A 24731-nucleotide genomic window follows, 5' to 3' on the forward strand; every position below is an offset into this window, starting at 1 on the left:
GAGTTTTTGAACCCTTCGCTTTACCTTAGCCCGTGGGGTGGGTTAGCGAAGATGGCAAGCGTCAGTCTCAACCGCAAACGGGCGAAACTCAAGCAGGTTCTCGGAATCCGGGCGCGGCTCGCGTTGCTCGCGGTGATTCTGGTGGCGCCGTTGATGCTCGAGCGCATCCGTTCGCTCGAAGACGCGCGCGCCCGCCAGATCGCGCAGGCCGCGGCTGAATTCACCACCGTCGCAAGACACAGCGCCGATGCGCAGCGCGAGGTGATCTCGTCGGTCGAGACCATCCTGAAATCGGAAGCATTCATCCGCGCCTCCGTCGGCGGCATCAGCAAGAGCTGCGACGTGCTGCGCGCGAGCCTGCCGTCGAACCTTCCCTGGATCCGCACGCTGCTGATCGCCGGCCAGGACGGTCGCATCCAGTGCGCCACCAACAACATGTATGTCGGCCTCGATCTCAGCGACCGGCCTTACTTCCAGCAGGCGCAGGAAACGGGCCGCTTCGTGCTGAGCGATTTCATCCTGTCGCGGCCGGTGCCGACGCCGACGGTCATGGCGGTCTATCCGGTATCCGCGTTCAGCGGCGTAGCCGATGCGGTCGTGCTCGCCACCGTCAACCTCGACTGGATGTCGAAGGTCATGAGCAATCTGGGCGGCCGCGCCGGTATCACGGCGGTTCTGGTCGACAGCGCCGGAACCGTGCTCGCCGCGCCCGCCGACCAGCACAGCACCGTCGGTCGTCCTCTCGACAACATGCCGCTGATGTCGGCCATCGCCGACAAGGCGCTGCGGTCGGACCAGGACGAAGGCTCGCTGTCCTTTCTCGCCGCCGACGGCTCCCGGCGCGCGGTGAGCTACATCCGCATCGCCGGCACCAACGCCCGCCTGATCGCGAGCATCGACGAGGACAAGGTCTCCGCGGCGGTCAGCCGCGATATCCGCACCGCCTATCTCCAGCTCGCTTTCGTCGTCGTGTTCGTGCTGCTCGGCGCGCTGATCGCCGCCGAGAAACTGGTGATCAAGCCGATCGAGATGCTTGCCGACATGGCCAAGCGCCTCGGCGAGGGTGACCTGTCGGCGCGCGCGGCACGCAGTCGCCTGCCGGCCGAGTTCGTGCCGCTGGCCCGCGCCTTCAACGCGATGGCCGCGCAGCTCAGCGAGCGCGAGCGCGAGCTGATCGCGAGCAACGACCGCCTGACGGTGATGGCCTCGATCGACATGCTGTCGGGTCTCGCCAACCGCCGCGGCTTCCAGAGCCGGCTCGATTTCGAGTGGATGCGCGCCCAGCAATATGGCAGCGACCTCGCGCTGCTGATGATCGACGTCGACCACTTCAAGCTGTTCAACGACACCTACGGCCACCTCGAAGGCGATTCGTGCCTGACCAGGCTCGGCGAGTCGCTGTCCGGCATCGCGGCCGACAACATGGGCTTTGCGGCGCGCTACGGCGGCGAGGAATTCTGCCTGTTGCTGCCGAACACCGAGGTCACGCGTGCGGTCGAGATCGGCGAACAGGTGCGCGCGGCCGTGCTGAAGCTTTGCCTGCCGCACATCACCTCGAGCCACATGATCGTCACCGTCTCGATCGGCGTTGCCGCAACGAAGCCCAACGAGACCCTGCGCCCCGGTGATCTCATCGAAGCGGCCGATGCCGCGCTCTACGCCGCAAAGCACCGCGGCCGCAACAACGTCGTCGAGCACGGCGTGCAGGGGATCGAGACCGGCATGTCGGACATGATGATGGCGGCGGGCTGACCATTCAGCCAGGAATGGCGCTGTCTTCACCTCGCCCCGCTTGCGGGGCGAGGGAGCGCACCGTCGCCGTTCGCCAACGCCTACCCCGCAGCCCCGGCGCGATCGAGCTCGATCTCCGTCACCACGCGATTACGGCCGCCGCCCTTGGCGAGATAGAGCGCGCGGTCGCAGCGCTCGATGAGATCGGAGATCGCTTCACCGCTCCGGTACTGTGCCACGCCGATCGATATGCTGATGCTGGGGAGGACCTCGCCGGTCGAGCGACGCGTGATCCTGCAGTCGGCGATCGCGCGCCTGATACGCTCGGCGATCTCGACACAGGTGGCGAGGTCGGCATCGGGCAGCACTGCGATCAGTTCCTCGCCACCGTAGCGGGCCGGCAGATCGTGCGCGCGAACCTTTTCGCGCAGCACTTTCGCCATCAGGCGCAGCACCTGGTCGCCGACGCCGTGGCCGAAATTGTCGTTGAAGGTCTTGAAGTGGTCGATGTCGAGCAAGAGCACGCTGAGCGGCTCGCCCCAATCCGCGGTCGCCTGCGCCTTGCGCAGGAATTCATCCAGCGCCCGCCGGTTTGCAAGGCCCGTCAGCGTGTCGGTCCGGGCACGCTCCTCGGACTTTGAGAGCGAATCGCGGATCACGTCGAGCTCGCGGGTCTTTTCCGCGAAACCTGCCTCCAGCCGTGTCGCGCGGGTGGCGGCGCGGGCCAGCTCGCTCATGAGCTGGGCGACCAGCGCCTTCGGATCGACGCCGGCCTTGCCTTGGTCGGCGACCTCGCTGATCGCCTGCATCTGGGAATGGTTGTCGGCGATTGCGGTCGCCAGGAACTCCTTCGCCGCGCCCATGAGGGCGTGCAGGCGCTCGGACGTCTCGAAGGCGACGGCGCCCGCCTGTGGCGCGACGTAGGTATCGAACAGATCCTGATTGGTCCTGACGTCGAAGGGACGGTTGTGGTCGATCAGGAGATCGATGGCGTTGCGCAGATCGTCATGGCTGCCTGCGAAATAATGGAACCAGACGGCGAAATTGGCCGGCGTCGGCGCTATCCGCTGCTCGGCCATGCCACGCATCGCCCGCTCGGCGACGGAGACGGCATAGTCGTGATCGAGATCGTCGAAACTGGCGTCCATCGCAGGTCTTGGGGGTTCCGGCCGACCGCAACCTCGCATCGACCCCTTAATCACACCCCAACGGCGGCCTCAGTAGTTATGCGGGGAGGGTCCCGCAGGGTCCCAAGTTGCGGCAACCCATTGACCCCTTGAGGACTTCTATGGCCTAGTCCGCCGTCTTCTGACGGCCGAGCCCACGAAAACCCAACGATTCCATGACCTCCGAACGCTATAACGCCCGCGACGCCGAACCGCGCTGGCAAGCCGCCTGGGACCAACAGGCGATCTTCGTCTCCCGAAACGACGATTCGCGGCCGAAATACTACGTGCTCGAAATGTTTCCCTACCCGTCGGGGCGGATTCACATCGGCCATGTCCGGAATTACACGCTCGGCGACGTGCTGGCGCGCTTCATGCGCGCCAAGGGGTTCAACGTGTTGCACCCGATGGGCTGGGACGCTTTCGGCCTGCCGGCCGAGAACGCCGCCATCGAGCGCAAGGTGGCGCCCAAGGCCTGGACCTACGACAACATCGCCGCGATGAAGAAGCAGCTCCGCTCGATCGGGCTGTCGCTGGACTGGAGCCGCGAGATCGCGACCTGCGATCCCTCCTATTACAAGCACCAGCAGAAGATGTTCCTGGACTTCCTGCGCGCCGGTCTTGCCGAGCGCGAGAAGCGCAAGGTGAACTGGGACCCCGTCGACATGACCGTGCTCGCCAACGAGCAGGTGATCGACGGGCGTGGCTGGCGTTCGGGTGCCGTTGTCGAACAACGGGAAATGAACCAGTGGGTCTTCAAGATCACGAAGTACTCCCAGGAGCTGCTGCAAGCGCTGGACGGGCTGGACCGCTGGCCCGACAAGGTGCGGCTGATGCAGCGCAACTGGATCGGCCGCTCCGAAGGCCTGTTGATCCGCTTCGCGCTGGATCAGACCACGACGCCCGCCGGCGAGAGCGAGCTGAAGATCTTCACGACGCGCCCCGACACGCTGTTCGGCGCGAAGTTCATGGCGATCTCGGCCGACCATCCGCTGGCGCAGGCGGCCGCCGCCAAGAACCCGAAGCTCGCGGAGTTCATCGCCGAGATCAAGAAGATCGGCACTGCGCAGGAGATCATCGACACCGCGGAGAAGCAGGGCTTTGACACCGGCATCCGCGCGGTTCATCCGTTCGATCCGAGCTGGAAGCTGCCGGTCTATGTCGCCAACTTCGTGCTGATGGAATACGGCACCGGCGCGATCTTCGGCTGCCCCGCGCACGACCAGCGCGACCTCGACTTCGTCAACAAGTACAATCTCGGCAACACGCCGGTCGTCTGCCCCGAGGGCCAGGATCCGAAGACCTTCGTCATCACCGACACCGCCTATGACGGTGACGGCCGTATGATCAATTCGCGCTTCCTCGATGGCATGACCATCGATGCAGCGAAGGAGGAGATCGCAAAGCGGCTGGAAAACGAGCTGCGCGGCAACGCGCCGGTCGGCGAACGACAAGTGAATTTCCGCCTGCGCGACTGGGGCATTTCGCGCCAGCGCTATTGGGGCTGTCCGATTCCCGTCATCCATTGCCCGACCTGCGACGTGGTGCCGGTGCCGGATGCCGACCTGCCGGTGAAGCTGCCGGACGATGCCACCTTCGACAAGCCCGGCAACGCGCTCGACCATCACCCGACCTGGAAGCACGTGACCTGCCCGAAGTGCGGGGGTAGCGCTAGCCGCGAAACCGACACTATGGACACCTTCGTGGACTCGTCCTGGTACTTCGCGCGCTTCACCGATCCCTGGAACGAGAACGCGCCGACGACGCCCGCCGTCGCCAACCGGATGCTGCCGGTCGACCAGTATATCGGCGGCGTCGAGCACGCGATCCTGCATCTGCTCTACAGCCGCTTCTTCACCCGCGCGATGAAGGCAACCGGGCACATTGCGCTGGACGAGCCGTTTGCCGGCATGTTCACGCAAGGCATGGTGGTGCACGAGACCTATCAGAAGGCCGACGGCACTTACGTGCAGCCGGCCGAGGTGAAGGTCGAGGTCGGCGGCAATGGCAGGCGCGCGACGCTGCTCAGCACCGGCGAAGACATCCAGATCGGCGCGATCGAGAAGATGTCGAAGTCGAAGAAGAACACGGTCGACCCCGACGACATCATCGAGACCTATGGTGCCGACGTCGCCCGCTGGTTCATGCTGTCGGACTCCCCGCCCGATCGCGACGTGATCTGGAGCGACGAGCGCGTCCAGGGCGCCTCGCGCTTCGTGCAGCGGCTGTGGCGTCTGGTGAACGATTCCGTGGAGCTCGGCAGGGCTGCGCCGGCGGCACGACCGGCCTCGTTCGGGGCGGATGCGACCGCCTTGCGCAAGGCCGCCCATGGCGCGCTGGACAAGGTCACCACCGGCATCGAGCGGCTGCACTTCAATGTCTGCCTCGCCCACATCCGCGAATTCACCAATGCGTTTTCGGAGGTGCTCCAGCGCCCCGGCCAGTCGGCGGCCGACCTGGCTCCAGATTTATCCTGGGCAATCCGGGAGGCCAGCCAGATCCTGGTCCAGCTGTTCTCCCCGATGATGCCGCATCTGGCCGAGGAGTGCTGGCAGGTTCTGGGCCATGGCGGGCTGGTTTCCGAGGCCGATTGGCCGCAAATCGAACGCGATTTGCTGGTTGAAGACAGCGTGACCCTCGTGGTCCAGGTCAACGGCAAGAAGCGGGGTGAGGTCACAGTTGCAACAGCGGCTCAGAATCCGGAAATCGAGGCTGCCGTTTTGGCCCTCGATGCGGTAAAGCTGGCCCTGGATGGCAAGCCCGTCCGCAAAGTGATCATCGTCCCCAAGAGGATCGTGAATGTTGTCGGCTAGGATCCGTATCGCAGCCCGCCTGCTGGCAGTCGCCGCGCTGGCGGCGCTGACGGCCGGCTGCTTCCAGCCGATGTACGCCGAGCGCACCGACGGCACCCCCGGCTTGCGCGAGAAGCTGATGGGGGTCGATCTACCGCCGATCAACAAGGCAAACGCCTCCCGCGAGGCTCGGGTCGGGGTCGAGGTCCGCAATGCGCTGGCTTTCAAGCTGTATGGCTCGGCGACCGGCATGCCGCCGACGCACCGCCTGGATATTCGCTTCACCACCACGAAATCGTCGCTGATCGTCGACCCCACGACCGGTCTGCCGAACAGCGAAAACTACGGCATCGACTGTCAGTACAATCTGATCGAGGTCGTCAGCGGCCAATCGGTCATGACCGGCACGACCTTCTCACGCGTGTCCTATGACATGCCGGGCTCCTACCAGCGTTTCTCCCGCAATCGGGCGCTGCGTGATGCGGAAGACCGTGCCGCCAACGAAATCGCAGAGAACATCACGACCCGGCTCGCCTCGTTCTTCACTGCGGGTACCTGATTCATTCCCGTCATTCCGGGGCGCGCGAAGCGAGAACCCGGAATCTCGATCCATAACCTCTGGATTCCGGGTTGGCGCGCTGCGCGCCCCGGAATGACAATTGGGCCCGATGGTCGCGCTGCGCGGAAAAGAGATCGACGCCTTCCTCGCCCGCCCCGACGCGGGCCGCCCGATCATCCTGCTTTACGGTCCTGACGCCGGCCTGGTGCGCGAGCGCGCCGATGCGCTGATCGCCTCCGCCGTCGACGATCCCAACGATCCCTTCTCGCTGGTCAAGCTCGACGGCGACGAGCTCTCCGCCGAGCCGTCCCGCCTCGTCGACGAGGCCATGACCGTGCCGCTGTTCGGCGGCCGCCGCGCCATCCGCATCCGCGCCGGCTCGCGCAGCTTTGCCAGCGGCGTCGACACGCTGGCCGAGATGAGCGTGAAGGATTGCCGCATCGTGATCGAGGCCGGCGAGCTGCGCCCGGAATCGCCGCTGCGGAAAGCCTGCGAACGCGCCAAGACGGCCGTGGCGATCGGCTGCTATCCCGACACCGAGCGCGATCTGGCGAAGCTAATGGAAGACGAGCTTCGCATCGCAAATTTGCGCATCGCGCAGGACGCCCGCGCGGCGCTGATGTCGTTCCTCGGCGGCGACCGCCAGGCCTCGCGCAACGAGCTGCGCAAGCTGACGCTCTATGCGCATGGCAAGGGCGAGATCACGCTGGATGATGTGATGTCCGTGGTCGCCGATGCGTCCGAGCTGAAGCTCGATCCCATCGTCGACGGCGCCTTCGCCGGCCGGCCCGACATCGTCGAGACCGAATTCGCCAAGGCCATGATCGCCGGCACCTATCCCGGCGTGATCATCTCCGCCGCGCAGCGTCAGGCCGCATGGCTGCACAAATCGGCGCTCGCGATCGCCGACGGCACGCCGGCCTCCGCCGTGCTCGACGGCGGCTTTCCGCGCCTGCATTTTTCACGAAAGCCGGCGGTCGAAGCCGCGCTGCGCAATTTCAGCGCGGCGCGCCTCGCCGCCATCATCGAGCAGCTCGCAACCGCCGCGCTCGACACCCGCAAGCAATCCACCCTCGCCGCCGCCATCGCCCAGCGTACGCTGATGGCGATCGCCGCGAACGCGAAGCGGCGGGGTTAAGGTCGAGTCTTTCCCCGTCATTGCGAGGAGCGCAAGCGACGAAGCAATCCAGAGTCCTTCCGCGGAGGGACTCTGGATTGCTTCGCTTCGCTCGCAATGACGATGTGGAGAGAGATGCGCTCGCAACGACGAAGCGAGGCGCCAAATCCGTCATCCTGAGGTGCGAGTGGAACGATGCTACGCATCGTGCCGGGAGCCTCGAAGGATGAACGGCCCCGATGCAGCCGGGCCGTCGCCCTTCGAGGGCCGCTGAAGCGGACACCTCCAGCGACAACGGCTTCGCCGTTGCGCGGGGGTGACGGTGATAGAGAACCGGTGTACCTACAGCACGCCCTTGGCCAGCCGCTTCATCACCTCGTCGAGCTGATCGAGGTTGCGGTAGTTGATCTGCACCGAGCCGCCGGGATCGCGGTGGTTGACGGTGACCTTGAGGCCGAGCGCGTCGCTGACGCGCTTTTCCAGATCGATCGTGTCGGGGTCCTTTTCCTTGCCCCCGCTGCTGCGCGCCTTCTGCGGCTTGCGCTCCGGCACGCCCTCTTCATGCGCGAGCGCTTCGGCCTGACGGACGTTGAGGCCTTCCGCGACGATGCGTTTGGCGGCCGCCAGCGGATCGGGCACGCCAATCAGCGCACGGGCGTGGCCAGCCGTCAGCTCGCCAGTCGCGATGAAGGCTTGCACCTCGGCCGGCAGCTTCGTCAGGCGCATCATGTTCGCAACGTGGCTGCGGCTCTTGCCGACGACTTTTGCGATGTCGTCCTGGCTGCGTTTGAACTCGTTGGCAAGCGCGTGATAACCCTGCGCCTCTTCCATCGGGTTGAGGTCTTCGCGCTGCACGTTCTCGATGATCGCGAACTCCAGCGCATCGCTGTCGCTGATGTCGACCGGGACGATCGGCACCTCGTGCAGGCCGGCCATTTGCGAGGCGCGCCAGCGCCGCTCGCCGGCGATGATCTCGTAGCGATCCTGCGCGCCCTTCACCGGACGCACCACGATCGGCTGGATCACACCATGCTGTCTGATGGAGTCGGAGAGCTCCTTGAGCTCGACCTCCGAAAAGGTGCGGCGCGGATTGCGCGGATTGGGCTTGATGAACTCGATCGGTACCTTGCGCTGCGCGCGCGGACGATCGACGTGCTGAGCCTCACCGCCGACATCGCCGATCAAACTCGCAAGACCCCGGCCCAGTCGCGAACGCGCTTCGTCGGCCATCGCCAGCTCCCTTGGATTCACGGTGCAGCACTCCAGAACTGAATTGTCGTAGGGTGGGCAAAGCGAAGCGTGCCCACCAGTTGTATGCGGAAGATGGTGGGGCGCGAAGACGCCCTAACCCACCCTACGTCACGGTCAATGCGTCGTGCGCAGCTCGCGTTCGCGCTGGATCACTTCGGTGGCGAGCCGCAAATACGCTTCGCTGCCGACGCATTTGAGATCGTAGACTAGCACCGGCTTGCCGTAGGACGGCGCCTCCGAGATGCGCACATTGCGCGGGATCATGGTCTTGTAGACCTTCTCGCCCATGAACTGCCGGACGTCGGCGACGACCTGGTTCGAGAGGTTGTTGCGCGAGTCGAACATGGTCAGCACGATGCCGTGGATCGACAGGTTCGGATTGAGTGTCGAGCGCACCTGCTCCACCGTCTGCAGCAATTGCGACAGACCTTCGAGCGCGAAGAACTCGCATTGGAGCGGCACCAGGATCGCATCGGACGCCGCCATCGCATTCACCGTGAGCAAATTGAGCGAAGGCGGGCAGTCGATCAGCACGTAGGTGTAGTCGGCGTCCGGCGAGACGTTGTTGTTCAGCGAAGCGATCGCATCGCGCAGCTTGAAGGCGCGGCCGGGCGTGGTGCCGAGCTCGAGCTCGAGGCCGGAGAGATCCATGGTCGAGGGCGCGATGTGCAGCCGCGGCACCGCGGTCGAGACCACGGCCTCGCGCAAGGGAGCTTCGCCGACCAGCACGTCATAGGTCGAGCAGGAACGATTGCGGCGATCGATGCCGAGACCGGTGGAGGCGTTGCCCTGCGGGTCGAGATCGACGATCAGGACGCGCTCGCCGATCGCTGCGAGCGCCGTGCCGAGATTGATCGCTGTGGTTGTTTTTCCCACGCCGCCCTTCTGATTCGCCAGCGCCAGGATGCGCGGGTGGCCATGCGGGACCTCAGCGGCCTGTTCTTGGGCGGTCTGTTCCTGGGCGGTCTGTTCTTGCGGCGGTTCGTCAATCACGCTCATCGAAATTCCCCACTCAACCCCTTGGACGGCTCATCCGCGCCGTTCGACGGACGTCAGCTCCACGATCCAGCCGTCACCCGTGCGGCTTCGATGGAGCTTCGGCTGAATATTCCAATATTTAGCGGCTTCGGTCAATTCGGCCTCTACATCTTGACCCTTCGGAAATAGCGCTCTTGCGCCCTGGCGCATGAGCGGCTCCGCAAAGCCGATGAGTTGATGTAGCGGAGCCAGTGCGCGCGCGGTGACGCAATCGACGGGACCGGTGATTCTATCCACATTATCCCCGATCTCAGCGAGATGTACGACCCCCGGAGATGTGGTGACGCGGATCGCTTCACGCAAAAAGGCCGCCTTCTTGGCGATTCGCTCGACGAGATGGACATTCGCGCCAGGCGTCCCGGCCAAGGCGCAGGCGAGGACCACGCCAGGAAAACCGCCGCCGCTGCCAAGGTCGGCCCAGCGTCTTGCCGTCGGCGCGAGATCGACGAGCTGAAGCGAGTCGGCGATATGGCGGGTCCAGAGATGCGGCAAGGTCGAGGGCGCCACCAGATTGGTCTTGGCCTGCCACTCCCGGAGCAGCGCGATGTACCGGTCGAGGCGATCCTCGGTTTCACGTGAAACGGGCGCGAGCTTGAGCGCTGCGGTCTTGTCGGCGGCGATGATGGCGTCAAGCGATGGGTCGTTCGCATTGGCCTTGCCGATCTTCGGACCAGCCGGGGCCGGTCCGGTTCGACCGCCAGCCCCCTCACCCGCCTCGGACCGTCGCGATGAAGATCTGCCGCCGCCCGGCCCGCGCTGTTTCACGTGAAACCTATGCGATCGCCTTCGAGGTCTTCCGTGCCTCGCGCCGGAGGTAGGCCGCAAGGATGCCGAGCGCCGCCGGCGTCATCCCATCGATCCGGCCGGCCTGACCAACCGTGAACGGCCGCGCCTTCTCCAGCTTGGCTCGGACCTCGTTGGAAAGACCAGGGACCTGCTGGTAGTCGACCTCCGACAGCACCATCCCCTCGTCCCGCCGGAAGGCTTCGACGTCGGCGCTCTGGCGCTCCAGATAGACGTCGTACTTGGCGTCGATCTCGAGATGGGTGGCGATGGCGGGATCGATCGCCGACAGCTCCGGCCAGATCGCACGGACCTGGCTCCAGCCGATGTCAGGATAGGCCATCAGCTCGAAGGCCGATCGGCGCTGGCCGTCCCGGTTCAGGGACAGCCCGTGCTTGGTCGCCTCGTTCGGGGTGATGGTCAGCGACTTCGAAAGCGTCCGGGCGGCATTGAGCGCGTCCATCTTGGCGCGGTGATGCTGCGTCCGGGCGCTCCCGACGCAGCCGAGCGCAATCCCCTTCTCGGTCAGACGCTGATCGGCATTGTCGGCCCGCAGCGTCAGCCGGTACTCGGCCCTGGAGGTGAACATCCGATAGGGCTCACTGATCCCGCGGGTGACGAGGTCGTCGATCATCACACCGAGATACCCGTCCGCGCGATCGAGCACGGTCAGGGCTGCGCCGCTCGCGGCCAGCGCGGCGTTCAGGCCAGCCACGATGCCCTGCCCGGCCGCCTCTTCGTATCCGGTGGTGCCATTGATCTGCCCGGCCAGGAACAGGCCGCGCAGGCGCTTGGTCTGGAGGGTGGGGTCGAGCTCCCGGGGATCGATGTGGTCGTATTCGATGGCATAGCCCGGCCGGACCATCTTCACCCGCTCAAGGCCGGGGATGCTGGCGAGAATCGCGAGCTGGACCTCCTCCGGCAGCGAGGTCGAGATGCCGTTGGGATAGACCGTGCTGTCGTCGAGCCCTTCCGGCTCCAGGAAGATCTGATGGCCGTCGCGATCGCCGAAACGGACGATCTTGTCCTCGATCGAGGGGCAATAGCGCGGTCCGGAGCTCTTGATCTGGCCGGAATACATCGGGGACCGGTGAACATTGGCCCGGATCACCTCGTGGGTGGCGGCCGTGGTCCGGGTGATCCCGCACTGGATCTGCGGAGTCGTGATCCGCTCGGTCATCACCGAGAACGGCTCCGGCGGCTCGTCTCCGGGCTGCATCTCGACCGCGGACCAGTCGATCGTGGTGCCGTCCAGACGGGGCGGCGTGCCGGTCTTGAGCCGTCCAAGGGTGAACCCGGCGCGCTCGAAGGAACTCGAAAGACCCATCGCCGGCGCCTCACCGACGCGGCCGGCGGGCCAGTTCTTCTCCCCGAGGTGGATCAAACCTCGAAGGAACGTGCCGGTGGTGATGACGATCGCCCCGGCCGCGAACTCCCGGCCGTCGGCCAGGCGCAGACCGGTGACCCGGCCATCTGCGACGACCAGCTCATCGGCCTCCCCTTCGATGACGGAAAGGCCTTCGGTCTCCCGGATCGCGGTCTGCATCGCAGCCGCATAGAGCTTCCGGTCCGCCTGAGCCCGGGGACCCCGGACCGCGGGACCCTTACGTCGGTTGAGAACGCGAAACTGGATGCCGCCGGCATCGCCGACCCGCCCCATCAGACCATCGAGGGCATCGACCTCGCGAACCAGATGGCCCTTGCCGAGGCCACCGATGGCGGGGTTGCAGGACATCGCGCCGACGGTGGAGAACCGGTGCGTCACCAGAGCGGTCACCGCGCCCATCCGTGCAGCCGCAGCCGCGGCCTCACAGCCGGCGTGGCCGCCGCCAATCACGATGACGTCGAAGCTTGCTCGCTCTGTTCGCATGAACGGACTTCTAGCTCAGAGGTATGAAAGCCGGAAGTAGAAACTGGGTGAGACGGTCGTTCACGTGAAACGGGGCCGCTACGTCTCCTCCGATTTTCGCGAAACAACCCCATGCACAGTAGGAAAGGCTTTATGCCGGCTGGCATTTCGACGAAGAGAAATCAGGTGCGTGTTTCACGTGAAACAACGTCAGGGGAGCGCAACGTCCGGACTGACCATGATCGGGAATCGACGGACCCCCAAACACCCATCATTGCGAGCGCAGCGAAGCAATCCAGAATCCCTCCTGGGAGACAGTCTGGATTGCTTCGTCGCAAGAGCTTCTCGCAATGACCGGGATTGCGGCCCGACCTGACTGGTCCCAAACCATGCGCCCCGAGAGGTCAAACGTCGGGATTGATTCCGCTGTTCTTAGAGTTCCATTCCACGAATGTTTCACGTGAAACAGGCCTAAGCCGTTTCACGTGAAACGCAAGAAGTGGAACAAGCGCTAGTTCTACAATGAAGAACTAGCGCTACTTGCCGATGCAGAATTTCTGGAAAATGGCCCCAAGGACGTCCTCGACATCCACCCGGCCCAGCAGCCGGCCCAGGGCATAGGCGGCGGCGCGCAATTCCTCGGCAGCCAGCTCTTCGCCCTCTTCTACAAGCTCGAGGCTCCGGCGCAAGCTGTCCGACGCGCGGCGCAACAAATCCCGTTGACGCGCCCGAGTCACCACGGCGCCCTCGCTGGTTCCAAAGTACTCAGCCGCGAATTTCACCAAGGCATCGACCAGCTCGGGAATGCCGTCACCTCGGCTCGCCGAGATCCCGAACTCGCCGCGGGCACCTCCGCCCCCGCCAAGATCGATCTTGTTGCGGACGACCCAGACCGAGCCGCCAGCCCGACCGCTTCCGTCGCCGGATGTCCACGGCGACCCCGTCACGTCGACGGCGGGCGATCCCTCCACCAGCCACAGCACGAGGTCGGCATCCTCGGCCCGCGCCCGCGCACGGCGCACGCCTTCCTGCTCGACCGGATCATCGGTCTCGCGGATGCCGGCCGTATCGATCACCGTCACGGGATAGCCGTCGAGATCGAGCTGTACCTCGATCACGTCGCGCGTGGTGCCGGCGTGCGGCGATACGATCGCGACGTCGCGGCGCGCGAGCTGGTTGATCAGCGTCGACTTGCCGACATTCGGCTCGCCTGCGACCGCAACCACGAGGCCGTCGCGCAGACGTTCAGCATGTCCCTGTGCCGCAAGGACTTCTGTGATTTCACCGTGCAAGGCCCTGATCGCCTTGACCGCCGGCGCCATTAACTCCGCGGGCACATCGCCCTCGTCGGAAAAATCGATGCCGGCCTCGATCAACGCCGAAGCCTCGATGATGCGCTCGCGCCAGTCGCGTGCACGATCGCCGAGCAGACCCTGCAACTGGCGCAGCGCCTGGCGGCGCTGGCGGTCGGTGTCGGCGTGAATGAGATCGTCGAGGCCCTCGGCCTCGGTGAGATCGAGCTTGCCGTTCTCGAACGCGCGCCGCGTGAACTCGCCCGGCTCGGCCGCCCGCATATTAGGAATATCAGAAATAGCGGCGAGGAGCGCGGACAGCACCGCGCGGCCGCCATGGACGTGGAATTCCGCGACGTCCTCGCCGGTCGCGCTTCCCGGCCCGGGAAACCAGAGCACGACGGCGTCATCGATGGGCTGGTCTGCACCGGCGCGGAGAAGCCGGCGACTGGCCTGCCGTGGCGCCGGCAGCTTGCCCGCTAGGGCCGTCAGCACGAGGCTGGCCTGCGGCCCGGAGACCCGCACCACGGCGAGCGCACTCGGCGGCCGGCCGGACGACAGCGCAAAGATGGTCTGGTCTCGCGGATGCATGGCCTATTTGTCCGGGTGGAGGCCAAAAGGCAAACGTCCGTTCTTGACCGACGGGAAAGCGTGATTTTGCTGCAGCCTACGTTGCAGCAAATAACCTCTTTGTTGCATCGCAACATGAACACAGCACTTCTGCTGCAAAATACCCCTGAGCTGAGGTCGATAGATTCAGCCCTAGTCAAATATTATTGATATCGATCAACAACTTCCTAGAAATCCCAGCCCGGACCGGCCAGCCGCCCATGCTGCACTTTCGCTGCAACATGACCGCACAAAAAAGGGCGCCCGGAGGCGCCCTTTTGATTCCGTGCTGCACCGCACTCAGGTGTTCATCGAATCGAAGAACTCCGAATTGCTCTTGGTCGAGCGCAGCTTGTCGAGCAGGAAGTCGATCGCGTCCATGGTGCCCATCGGATTGAGGATGCGGCGGAGCACGTACATCTTCTTGAGCACCTGCGGATCGGTGATGAGCTCCTCCTTGCGGGTGCCGGAGCGCGAGATGTCGATCGCCGGGAAGGTCCGCTTGTCCGAGACCTTGCGGTCGAGGATCAGTTCGGAGTTACCGGTGCCCTTGAACTCTTCGAAGATGACTTCGTCCATGCGGCTGCCGGTATCGACCAGCGCGGTCGCGATGATGGTCAGCGAGCCGCCCTCCTCGATGTTGCGGGCGGCACCGAAGAAGCGCTTCGGGCGCTGGAGCGCGTTGGCGTCGACGCCGCCGGTCAGCACCTTGCCGGATGACGGCACCACGGTGTTGTAGGCGCGGCCGAGGCGCGTGATCGAATCGAGCAGGATCACGACATCGCGGCCATGCTCAACCAGGCGCTTCGCCTTCTCGATCACCATCTCGGCGACCTGGACGTGACGCACGGCCGGCTCGTCGAAGGTCGAGGACACGACCTCGCCCTTCACCGAGCGCTGCATGTCCGTGACTTCCTCCGGACGCTCGTCGATCAGAAGCACGATCAGATAGCAATCCGGATGATTCGCCGTGATCGAATGCGCGATGTTCTGCATCAGCACGGTCTTACCGGTGCGCGGCGGCGCGACGATCAGCGCGCGCTGGCCCTTGCCGATCGGAGCGACGATGTCGATCACGCGTGCAGACAGGTCTTTCCGCGTCGGATCGTCGATCTCCATCCGGAAGCGCTGATTCGGAAACAGCGGCGTCAGGTTGTCGAAATTGACCTTGTGCTTGGCCTTTTCCGGATCCTCGAAATTGAGCGTGTTGACCTTCAGCAGCGCGAAATAGCGTTCGCCCTCTTTCGGGCTGCGGATGTGGCCTTCGATGGTATCGCCGGTGCGCAGTCCGAAGCGGCGGATCTGCGACGGCGAAACGTAGATATCGTCCGGGCCCGGCAGATAATTCGCATCGGGCGAGCGAAGGAAGCCGAAACCGTCGGAGAGCACCTCGACGACGCCCTCGCCGACAATGTCGGTCTCAGCGAGCGAGAGCTGCTTGAGGATGGCGAACAGCAGCTCCTGCTTGCGCATGGTGCTGGCATTCTCGACCCCATTCTCCTCCGCGAACGAGACGAGCTCGGCCGGAGTTTTCGACTTGAGGTCCTGGAGTTTAATTTCCCGCATTGGGGTGGTCCTGTGGGGTAACCTTGGGAGGGGTGCGAGGAGGCTCTGAAATGCGGACGTGAGAAGGTAAGGTCCGCAGGTCTGGCAAGGTGAGTGCCGGGTGAGGCTTCAAACCTGATGCGGTGTCCGGCCTTCAAAAAGCTCGGACACAACCACATCCGCCTGCGTTGGGTGGGATACGGATAATATAGAAAATCGCTTCCTGCTCCGCAAGCCGAAGCGCTGAGCGATTCGTCGCGATCCTTGCCTAGAGCGGCTTCACGATCACCATGATGACGATGAAAATCATCAGGACAGTCGGCACCTCATTGATAATCCGATAGAATTTCTGGCTCCGTGGGCGCCGGTCGGCGGCGAAATCCTTCAGCCAGCGGGAAAAAAAGCCGTGGACCGCAGACATCGCCAGGACCAATGCCAGTTTTACGTGCAACCAGGGCGATGCGAACCAATGGCCTGACCATGCGAGATAGAGCCCGGCGAACCAGGTGACCATCATGGCGGGGTTGATGATCGCCTTGAGCAGCCGGCGCTCCATGACCTTGAACGTTTCCGACTGCTTCGAGCCGATCTCGGCCTCGCAGTGATAGACGAACAGCCGCGGCAGATAGAGCATGCCCGCCATCCAGGAGATGACGGCGATCACGTGCAGCGCCTTGATCCACTCGTACATGCCGGCAGTCTCCATTCCAATTTCGACGCGTTTTCCTGATGCGGACCGGTATCCGCTTCGCCCGAAAACGCTCCTGCTCACCGAACAGTGGATGAAACGTGCCCGGTAAGAATTCATTCATAGATCTGGGCGCACACATATCCGCGTGCTCGGCTCTTCTAAACCTAAAAATTTTAGAATCTTAAGGTTTGAGTCTTTGTGACCGTGGATTGGACTCACGCAATGCCGTCCGCCGCTTCACGCCGGCTTGTTCACATCCATCAACATATCCTGCTCCGGTCCGGCCTGCTCGGATAAGTCTCCCATGCTCAAGGGCTTGCGCGCGCCTGCCCGCAGCTTATCAAGGGAGTTGTCCGCGCAATCCCGTTTCCGTCGCGAAGGGGCGCCGGACTTGTTCTGACGGGCAGCGGTGTGAAGAAAATTGGCCGTTGTCCCGCCCCTGGTGTCGCACATCCCTTTCCGAGGGGTTAAGCTCCACAGAAATCCACAAACCGCCCCATCGAAATCAAAAGAGTTTTTGTGCCGACCTCGAACAATTATTTCCATCTGCACCTCGTCTCGGACTCCACCGGCGAGACCCTGATCACGGTCGCACGTGCCGTCGCCGCGCAGTACGCGAACGTCACCCCGGTCGAGCATGTCTATCCGCTGGTGCGCAGCCAGAAGCAGCTCGATCGCGTGCTCGACGAGATCGAGGAAGCGCCGGGGATCGTGCTGTTCACGCTGCTGGAGAAGGATCTGGTCTCGCGGCTCGAGGACAAGTGCAAGGGGATCAACGTTCCGAGCCTGTCGATCATCGGCCCGGTGATGCAGCTGTTCGAGGCCTATCTCGGTGCCGCGACCACAGGCCGCGTCGGCGCCCAGCACGTCCTCAATGCTGAATATTTCAAGCGCATCGACGCGCTGAACTACACGATGATCCACGACGACGGCCAGCATGTCGAAGGCCTCGACGATGCCGACGTGGTGCTTGTCGGCGTATCCCGCACCTCCAAGACGCCGACGTCGATTTATCTCGCCAATCGCGGCATCCGTACCGCCAATGTGCCGCTGGTGCCTGGCATTCCGGTGCCGACGCAGCTCGAGACACTGACGCGGCCGCTGGTGGTGAGCCTGCATGCGACGCCGGAGCGCCTGATCCAGGTGCGCCAGAACCGCCTGCTCACCATGGGCGCCAATTCCAGCAGCGACACCTACACCGACCGGCAGGCGGTCGCCGACGAAGTCGCCTTCGCCCGCAAGCTGAGTGCCAAGCACGACTGGCCGCTGCTCGACGTCACCCGGCGCTCGATCGAGGAGACCGCCGCGGCGATCATGAAGCTCTACACCGACCGTCAACGTAACCGGCCCTCGGAATAGTCCTGGCGATGGGTTTATGGCGCGGCACATCTCCGTTGATCCTGGCTTCGCAAAGCGGTGCGCGCAAAATGCTGCTGGCCAATGCCGGGCTCGCATTCGAGGCTGTTACGGCCGACATTGACGAGCGCGGCATTCAGGCCGCCTCAAGCCTCTCAAATCCGCGCGAGATTGCCCTGCTGCTGGCCCGGGAAAAAGCCAAGGCAGTCTCGGCCAATCGTCCAGGAAGCCACGTGATCGGTGCCGACCAGACGCTGGCTCTCGGGAATCGTCTCTTCAACAAGCCCGCGGGCCGCACCCAGGCGCTGGCGCAATTGCGCGATCTCGCCGGCAAGAGCCACGAGCTGAATTCCGCAGTGGCCGTGGCGCGCGATGGCGAGATCGTCTTCGAAGATGTTTCCGTGGCACGCATGACCATGCGGGCGATGAGCGAGGCGGGACTTTCGGCCTATCTCGATGCCGCCGGCGATGCCGTGACCGGCAGCGTCGGCGCCTATCAGCTTGAAGGCCTCGGCGTGCATCTGTTCGAGCGCATCGAGGGCGACCATTTCACCATTCTCGGCCTGCCGCTGCTGCCGCTGCTTGCGTTCCTGCGGCGCGAGGGGCTAGTTGCGGACTAGAGCATGATCCGGAAAAGTGTGAAGCGGTTTTCCGAAGAGATCATGCGCAAACAAAGAGCTAAAGCGCGATGCGACTCGACCCGATCTCATCGCGCTTTAGAGATATGGCTGGGCGCTGATGCGGATCCTTGGACTGACCGGCTCGATCGGGATGGGCAAATCGACCACCGCGAAATTGTTCGCGGAGGCCGGCGTGCCCGTCTACGACGCCGATGCCGCCGTCCATCAATTATATGAAGGCGAGGCAGCTCCCGCCATCGAGGCCGCCTTTCCCGGCACCACCGCGAACGGCAAGGTCGACCGGCCGAAACTGTCCGCGCGCGTGGTGCATGATCCCGCCGCCATCAAGCAGCTCGAGCAGATCGTCCATCCGATGCTCGGCGCCTCACGTCAAAAATTCTTTTCCGATGCAGAAGCGGCCGGCGCGCCGGTCGTGGTGCTGGACATTCCGCTGTTGTTCGAGACCGGCGGCGAGAAGCGGGTCGACGCCGTGGTCGTGGTCTCGACCTCGCCGGAACTCCAGCGCGAGCGCGTGCTGGCGCGGGGCACGATGGACGAGGCGAAGCTCGACGCCATCATCGCCAAGCAGACGCCGGATGCGGAAAAGCGCCAGCGCGCCGATTTCGTGGTGGATACGTCGCACGGACTTGAGCCGGTGCGGGCGCAAATCGCGCACATCCTGGCCGAGGTCGTTAAGATGCCGCAGCGGCGAGCCTGATTCGCCGATTGACACGGCGTCCTGAAGCATGCGCGAAATCGTTCTCGACACTGAAACCACTGGCCTCGATCCCCTCCGGGGCGATCGTCTGGTCGAAATCGGCTGCGTAGAGATCTTCAACCGCATGCCGACGGGACAGACGTATCACGTCTATATCAATCCAGAGAGGGATATGCCGGCGGAAGCGTTCGCGGTGCATGGGCTGTCGGCCGAATTCTTGTCGACCAAGCCGCTGTTCCACGAGGTCGTCGACGATTTTCTGGAGTTCATCGGCGATGCGCCGCTGGTGATCCATAACGCCTCGTTCGACATCAGCTTCATCAATGCCGAGCTCGACCGGATCAAGCGCGCCGCGGTCCCGCGCGAGCGGCTGGTCGATACGCTGCTGCTGGCCCGGCGCAAGCATCCAGGCGTGTCGAACCGTCTCGACGATCTCTGTTCGCGCTATGCGATCGACAATTCGCACCGCACCAAACACGGCGCGCTGCTCGACGCCGAGCTGCTCGCCGAAGTCTATGTCGATCTGGTCGGGGCGCGGCAGTCGCAGCTGCTGCTGGCGTCGGAGGCCGAGGAGATCCGCGTCAATGCGACCGGAGATGCACCGCGGCGGCAGCGGCCGGTGCCGCTCGCGCCGCGGATTTCGGACGCCGAGCGCGAGGCCCACCGGGCCTTCATCGCAACGCTCGGCGACAAGGCGATCTGGAACGAGTTCCTGCCCGCTCCAGCAGCCGTGGCGGCCGGTTAGGCCTGACCGGCCTGGCCCTGAGCGGCCATTTGCCGCTCCATGTTCTGGCGATAGAGACCGACGAAGTCGACCGGATCCAGCATCAGGGGCGGGAACCCGCCGTCGCGCACGGCAGTCGCGATGATCTCACGCGCGAACGGGAACAGCAGGCGCGGGCATTCGATCATGACCAGCGGATGCAGGTTCTCCTTCGGCACATTGACGATCCGGAACACGCCGGCATAGGCGAGCTCGAACGAGAACATCACCTTGCCCGCGGTCTCGGCCTTGCCTTCGACCGACAGCGTCACCTCGAATTCCTGTTCGCTGAGGTTGTTGGCGCCGACGTTGATCTGGATGTTGATCTGGGGCTGCTGGCTCTGGGGCTGGAGCGAGCCCGGCGCATTCGGATTTTCGAACGAGAGATCCTTGGTGTATTGCGCCAGTACGTTGAGCTGGGGAGCCTGGGCCGCCTCGGGAGGGGTGCCGTTACCGTTGGTCATGAAAGTCTCTCCTTACCCGATTTGGGCTGAATTTCGCGGCGGTTGGCTAACATAGGGCCGCCTCACTCCACAAGGACGAACGGTCCCGGATGGGGGTTTCCAGACCGCGCCCACAACTGTGACGTTCACCCCGACCTTTTCGCGAAATTGTGCCTTAAATGATTGAAGATGCGCGATTTCCCGTCAGGTTCGGGTTTCCCCTTAAGCATAAAACGCGCTACACTCCACGCTGTGCCAAAAGGCGCCATTGGCCGGGCCAGATTTCGTGCCTACATCCCACGGATCTGACGCGCGGACCCAAAATGGTAGACTTGCCGTTCCCGTATGGAACGGTCTACTGGCCGGATCGATTTTCCCGGCAACGGCCCCCTTCTCGAGAAGACCAGAAAGCGAATACGACGTGGACATCTACACCATCATCTTCCTGGCGCTGGCGGTCTTTATCTTTCTGCGGCTGCGCAGCGTGCTGGGGCAGCGCACGGGCAACGAGCGGCCGCCGTTCGACCGTAACGCGCTGCAGGGTGCCCAGGAGAAGAACGTCGTGACCATGCCGGGCAAGGTGATCGACCAGGCCCCGCTGGCGCCGACGGCCGAGCCGACCCCGCCCTCCGACCGCTGGAAGGGCCTGGCGGAGCCCGGCACCGCGCTGGCGCAGGGTCTCGACGCCATCGTGGAAAAGGATTCCGCCTTCGACCCGCGCCATTTCATCTCGGGCGCCCGGGGCGCCTATGAGATGATCGTGCTGGCCTTCGCCAATGGCGATCGCCGCGCGTTGCGCGACCTCCTGTCGTCGGAGGTCTATGAGAGCTTCGAGGCCGCGATCAAGGACCGCGAGAAGAACGAGCAGAAGACCGAGACGCGTTTCGTCTCGATCGACAAGGCCGAACTCGTCGGTGCCGAGCTGCGGGACCGTACGGCCCAACTCACGATCCGCTTCGTCTCGCAGATGATCTCGGCCACCCGCGACAAGGCCGGCAACATCGTCGACGGCAGCGCCGACACGGTCGCCGACATCACCGACATCTGGACTTTCGCCCGCGACATCTCCTCTCGCGATCCAAACTGGAAGCTGGTTGGCACCGGAAGCGCGAATTAAGCTCTTTCTGAAAAACAGCGCGACGGCGCTTTGCGCAGGCGTCGTCGTGCTGTCGTCGTTTTCGCTCGGCGCCGAGGCGGCGCGGCGTCACTACCGCAGCCATCACCATCATCTGCCGACATTGCCTGCCGCCCCGCCGCGGGCCTTGCCCTATCCTCAGCTTCCGCTGCCGTTCGAGATTCCCGGCGCGCAATATCTGCCGCTGGCCTGGGCAGACGTGAAGGGCTGGAGCAACGACGATCATCTCGCCGCCTACAAGACCTTCCGCGCGAGCTGCCGGCCGATCAACGCGCAGACCGGCGCTCCCGAACCGAAGGCGCTCGGCGCCTCGCTGAACGAACCCTGCCGGGCCGCCAAAACGCTCGAGCTCACCGACGACGCCAAGGCCAGGACCTTCTTCGAGGAGAATTTCGCGCCGCTGCGCATCTCGCGCCTCGGCGAGCCCGACGGCTTCGTCACCGGTTATTACGAGCCGGTGCTCGACGGCTCGCGCACGCAGACTGATGTCTACAATGTCCCGGTCTATCGCCGTCCGTCGAACCTGTTCGTGCGCGGCTACAAGCAGGACTCGGTCAGCCTGCCCAACAAGGGTCCGGTCTATCGCAAGATCGGCCGCCGCAAGCTCGTGCCCTATTACGATCGCGGCGAGATCGAGGACGGCAAGATCGCCGGCCGCGGGCTCGAGATCGCCTGGCTGAAGGATCCCACCGATCTCCTGTTCGCGCAGATCCAGGGCTCGGCGCGCATCAAGTTCGATGACGGCGGCACGGTCCGGCTCAACTACGACGCCTATAACGGCTATCCCTACACGGCGGTCGGTCGCGTCCTGATCGAGCGTGGCATCATTCCGAAGGAAGAGATGTCGATGCAGAAGATCAGGGAGTGGATGGCGCAGAATCCGGATGGCGCCAAGGAGCTGCGCCGCCAGAACCGTTCCTACATCTTCTTCCGCGAGGTCAATCTGTCCGACAAGGACGAGGCGGTCGGCGCGCAGGGCATTCCGCTGACGGCCGGCCGCTCGATCGCGGTCGACAAGTCGCTGCATGTCTACGGCACGCCGTTCTTCATCGAGGGCGAGCTGCCGATCGATTCCGAGCGTTCGAAGACCCCGTTCCACCGTTTGATGATCGCGCAGGACACCGGCTCGGCCATCATCGGCCCCGCGCGCGCCGATCTCTATTTCGGCGCCGGCGCGGACGCCGGCCGCGTCTCCGGGCGGCTGCGCCACGCCATGCATTTCGTGATGCTGGTGCCGAAGGGCCTCGATCCCAGCATGCGCGGCGCAAGGCTGCCGGTGCCGGACCCGCGGCCATCGGAGAAGATCGCAAAGCTGTTTCCGCAGACCGATCCCGCCAAGACGAGCACGCCTGCCGCCGCTGCGACGCAAGGCAAGAACGAAACGGTTGCCACCGCCGGCCCTGTCCCGCTACCGGTTCCGCGTCCCGCGATCGAGCCTGCTTCTGAGCCGCGGCGGCCTGCGAAGAATCGTCCCCATCGGCAACAATGAAGCGATCGTCCCGTCCGCCTGTGCTGGAGCCTCGTCCCTCGCCGCGCCGTCGCGGGCTCAGCGAGGAAGAGCGTGCGCTGTGGGACACCGTTGCAAAGCAGGTCAAGCCGCTGAGGAAGCACCGCGTGGCCAAGCCGCAAGGCACGCCGCGCACGGAGCCCTCGCCCGCCGTTTCGGCCGTGAGGCCTGCGCCATCGCCACGGCCCATTGCCGCTGCGCCGATGCCGCGCGTCGCAAAACCGTCCGTGCCGCCTTTGGCGCCGCTCGGCAAGCGCGAGCGCACCAAGCTTTCGCGTGGACGGAGCGAGATCGAGGCGCGGCTCGACCTGCACGGCATGACCCAGACGCGCGCCCATCGCGCCTTGAGCGGCTTCCTGCACCGCGCCCATCATGACGGCCTGACCTTCGTGCTGGTCATCACCGGCAAGGGACGGAGCGGCGGCGAGAGCGGCGTGCTGCGCCGCCAGGTGCCGGAATGGCTCAGCCTGCCGGAATTCCGCGCCTTCGTCGTCGGCTTCGAGACCGCGCATATCGGCCATGGCGGCGAGGGCGCGCTGTATGTGCGGATTCGGCGGGCGCGATTCTAGAACGGTCGGACGATTCCGACGCGCGGGATCAGCGTGAGGATCAGGCCAAAGATATTTGTCTTCTGATCCTCGGCCGGAATCGGCGGCGTCTCGCGCGCGGCGGGGAGCATCTTCACGGCATGCAGGATCAGGAACATGCAGACCGCCCAGTTCGAGATCCAGCGCGAATAGTCGAACACCATCGCGAACATCACGAGATAAGCGAGGCTGACGCCGATCAGCGCCGCGACGACGAGGCGCCGGTGCAGATCGCTTGCGAGCGCGCCGATCAGGTTCGCAAAATAGCGCCACAGCGGCGTGTGCAGCCAGATCAGCAGCGCGAACACGGGCACGCCGAGAATGTTGTGCGGCATCCATGCCCGGGTGTCGGACACTTCCTTCGCAAGCGGCTGGTACCAGATGTAGCTGAATTGCAGCAGGCTCGTTCGCGAGGGATCGGCCATCCGGGTCTTCAGATAGGCGACGAAGTCGGCTTCGGGGACCGGCATCGTTCCGAGAAATTGCGCTGCGAAGAACAGCGCGGAGACGACGGCCAAGGCGATCACGCCGACGGCGAGATTGGTGCGATTGCAGCCGTAAGCCAGGTAATGCCGGATCACGACGATGGTGATGATGGTCGGCACATACATCAGAAGATGAATGTGGTGGATCAGCACGAGAACGATCGAGAACAGCGCGGCCAAAGCCACGAACAGCAGCGAGCCCGCCGGCATCAGCAACAGGATGATCGCCAGCGCACAGCCATAGATGTCGAAATGGCCGAGCGTGTGCATGAAGTTCTTCAGGAAGAACGGCGAGCCCGCGATGAAGACGAACAGCGGCAGCGTCTTGGCGGTGAGGCCGAACGTCTTCTGGAAGAGCCTTGAGTAAAGCCCAAGCGTCACCAGCCACGTCGCGCCGGCGAGCGCGAACACCAGCCAGACCGGCACCTTGTCCGTGAACAGCGCGACGATGGCCCCGATCAGCGCGCGCTTGATGAAGCCGAAATGATAGTCGACGAGGAGATGGATGTAGGGGACGTAAGGCGGCAGCTGGATCTTGTGGACGAAGACGCCGGCGATGACCGCCGCGTTGATCGCGAGCAGAAGCCGCGAGGGGTTTTGCCAGATATTAGCGGGCACGCGCACAAAACTCCGCTGTCGTCCCGGACAAGCGAACGAAGTGAGCGCCGATCCGGGACCCATAACCACAGGAGGT

At 64.4% G+C, this 24731-nt stretch carries 21 protein-coding genes; 11 read left to right on the top strand and 10 right to left on the bottom strand.

Features of this window, described 5'->3' with window-relative positions; all coding sequences use genetic code 11:
- Positions 1 to 51: 51 nt before the first annotated feature.
- Positions 52 to 1752 (top strand): diguanylate cyclase domain-containing protein, encoded by a 1701-nt coding sequence (locus GPL20_RS22120; RefSeq protein WP_157331613.1) that lies wholly within the window; start codon positions 52 to 54, stop codon positions 1750 to 1752.
- A gap of 80 nt (positions 1753 to 1832) precedes the next feature.
- Here the strand turns inward: GPL20_RS22120 and GPL20_RS22125 are convergent, their stop codons facing one another.
- Entirely contained in the window at positions 1833 to 2879 is a 1047-nt protein-coding gene (locus GPL20_RS22125; RefSeq protein WP_205751192.1) for a GGDEF domain-containing protein, read from the bottom strand.
- 194 nt (positions 2880 to 3073) lie between these two features.
- Between GPL20_RS22125 and leuS the strand changes: the two genes are divergently transcribed.
- From leuS to holA, 3 genes are all read left to right on the top strand, one after another.
- Positions 3074 to 5710, top strand: coding sequence for a leucine--tRNA ligase (gene leuS / locus GPL20_RS22130; RefSeq protein ID WP_157331614.1), 2637 nt, complete (start codon positions 3074 to 3076; stop codon positions 5708 to 5710).
- The gene (gene lptE, locus GPL20_RS22135) at positions 5697 to 6248 is read left to right on the top strand and encodes an LPS assembly lipoprotein LptE (protein ID WP_157331615.1); all 552 of its coding nucleotides are present in this window, start codon (positions 5697 to 5699) and stop codon (positions 6246 to 6248) included. Before leuS ends, lptE begins: the two co-directional genes overlap by 14 nt.
- A 109-nt stretch (positions 6249 to 6357) precedes the next feature.
- Positions 6358 to 7386, top strand: a complete 1029-nt coding sequence (gene holA, locus GPL20_RS22140) for a DNA polymerase III subunit delta (protein ID WP_157331710.1) — start codon at positions 6358 to 6360, stop codon at positions 7384 to 7386.
- A 321-nt stretch (positions 7387 to 7707) separates the two neighbouring features.
- Here holA and GPL20_RS22150 read toward each other — a convergent pair whose 3' ends face one another.
- The 7 genes from GPL20_RS22150 to hemJ form a co-directional block, all read right to left on the bottom strand.
- On the bottom strand, positions 7708 to 8595 hold the full coding sequence (locus tag GPL20_RS22150) for a ParB/RepB/Spo0J family partition protein (protein ID WP_157331617.1): 888 nt from the start codon (positions 8593 to 8595) through the stop codon (positions 7708 to 7710).
- Between the two features lie 135 nt (positions 8596 to 8730).
- Complete coding sequence (locus GPL20_RS22155) at positions 8731 to 9615, bottom strand: ParA family protein (protein WP_157331618.1); 885 nt, start codon at positions 9613 to 9615, stop codon at positions 8731 to 8733.
- A 30-nt stretch (positions 9616 to 9645) separates the two neighbouring features.
- On the bottom strand, positions 9646 to 10317 hold the full coding sequence (gene rsmG, locus GPL20_RS22160; RefSeq protein ID WP_373568270.1) for a 16S rRNA (guanine(527)-N(7))-methyltransferase RsmG: 672 nt from the start codon (positions 10315 to 10317) through the stop codon (positions 9646 to 9648).
- A 109-nt stretch (positions 10318 to 10426) separates the two neighbouring features.
- Positions 10427 to 12307: a tRNA uridine-5-carboxymethylaminomethyl(34) synthesis enzyme MnmG gene (mnmG, locus tag GPL20_RS22165; protein ID WP_157331620.1), complete on the bottom strand. Its 1881-nt coding sequence runs from the start codon at positions 12305 to 12307 to the stop codon at positions 10427 to 10429.
- 515 nt (positions 12308 to 12822) lie between these two features.
- Complete coding sequence (gene mnmE / locus GPL20_RS22175; RefSeq protein ID WP_157331622.1) at positions 12823 to 14169, bottom strand: tRNA uridine-5-carboxymethylaminomethyl(34) synthesis GTPase MnmE; 1347 nt, start codon at positions 14167 to 14169, stop codon at positions 12823 to 12825.
- Positions 14170 to 14487: 318 nt separating this feature from the next.
- A complete protein-coding gene (rho, locus tag GPL20_RS22180) occupies positions 14488 to 15753 on the bottom strand; it encodes a transcription termination factor Rho (protein WP_128930505.1) in 1266 nt (421 codons plus the stop codon).
- A gap of 247 nt (positions 15754 to 16000) precedes the next feature.
- Entirely contained in the window at positions 16001 to 16423 is a 423-nt protein-coding gene (gene hemJ, locus GPL20_RS22185; RefSeq protein ID WP_157331623.1) for a protoporphyrinogen oxidase HemJ, read from the bottom strand.
- A 519-nt stretch (positions 16424 to 16942) separates the two neighbouring features.
- On the opposite strand from hemJ, the gene GPL20_RS22190 reads away from it, so the two are divergent.
- The 4 genes from GPL20_RS22190 (at position 16943) to dnaQ (ending at position 19862) form a co-directional block, all read left to right on the top strand.
- Entirely contained in the window at positions 16943 to 17782 is an 840-nt protein-coding gene (locus tag GPL20_RS22190) for a pyruvate, water dikinase regulatory protein (protein ID WP_254125923.1), read from the top strand.
- Between the two features lie 8 nt (positions 17783 to 17790).
- Complete coding sequence (locus GPL20_RS22195; protein WP_157331624.1) at positions 17791 to 18399, top strand: Maf family nucleotide pyrophosphatase; 609 nt, start codon at positions 17791 to 17793, stop codon at positions 18397 to 18399.
- Between the two features lie 118 nt (positions 18400 to 18517).
- Positions 18518 to 19117, top strand: a complete 600-nt coding sequence (gene coaE, locus GPL20_RS22200; protein ID WP_157331625.1) for a dephospho-CoA kinase — start codon at positions 18518 to 18520, stop codon at positions 19115 to 19117.
- 28 nt (positions 19118 to 19145) lie between these two features.
- The gene (gene dnaQ / locus GPL20_RS22205) at positions 19146 to 19862 is read left to right on the top strand and encodes a DNA polymerase III subunit epsilon (protein ID WP_157331626.1); all 717 of its coding nucleotides are present in this window, start codon (positions 19146 to 19148) and stop codon (positions 19860 to 19862) included.
- Here the strand turns inward: dnaQ and secB are convergent.
- On the bottom strand, positions 19859 to 20344 hold the full coding sequence (gene secB / locus GPL20_RS22210; protein ID WP_157331627.1) for a protein-export chaperone SecB: 486 nt from the start codon (positions 20342 to 20344) through the stop codon (positions 19859 to 19861). The genes dnaQ and secB overlap by 4 nt on opposite strands.
- A 400-nt stretch (positions 20345 to 20744) precedes the next feature.
- On the opposite strand from secB, the gene GPL20_RS22215 reads away from it, so the two are divergent.
- The 3 genes from GPL20_RS22215 to GPL20_RS22225 are packed head-to-tail and all read left to right on the top strand — an operon-like array spanning position 20745 to position 23534.
- Positions 20745 to 21440 carry a Tim44/TimA family putative adaptor protein gene (locus GPL20_RS22215; RefSeq protein ID WP_254125925.1) on the top strand — a complete coding sequence of 232 codons (696 nt, stop codon included), beginning with the start codon at positions 20745 to 20747 and terminating at the stop codon, positions 21438 to 21440.
- Positions 21418 to 22947, top strand: a complete 1530-nt coding sequence (mltA, locus tag GPL20_RS22220; RefSeq protein ID WP_167533147.1) for a murein transglycosylase A — start codon at positions 21418 to 21420, stop codon at positions 22945 to 22947. Before GPL20_RS22215 ends, mltA begins: the two co-directional genes overlap by 23 nt.
- Entirely contained in the window at positions 22944 to 23534 is a 591-nt protein-coding gene (locus tag GPL20_RS22225) for a Smr/MutS family protein (protein WP_157331628.1), read from the top strand. Before mltA ends, GPL20_RS22225 begins: the two co-directional genes overlap by 4 nt.
- Here GPL20_RS22225 and GPL20_RS22230 read toward each other — a convergent pair.
- Entirely contained in the window at positions 23531 to 24655 is a 1125-nt protein-coding gene (locus GPL20_RS22230) for a hypothetical protein (protein ID WP_254125927.1), read from the bottom strand. The genes GPL20_RS22225 and GPL20_RS22230 overlap by 4 nt on opposite strands.
- Positions 24656 to 24731 lie beyond the last annotated feature (76 nt).

It is taken from the genome of Bradyrhizobium cajani (assembly GCF_009759665.1).
Taxonomy (GTDB): Bacteria; Pseudomonadota; Alphaproteobacteria; order Rhizobiales; family Xanthobacteraceae; genus Bradyrhizobium; species Bradyrhizobium cajani.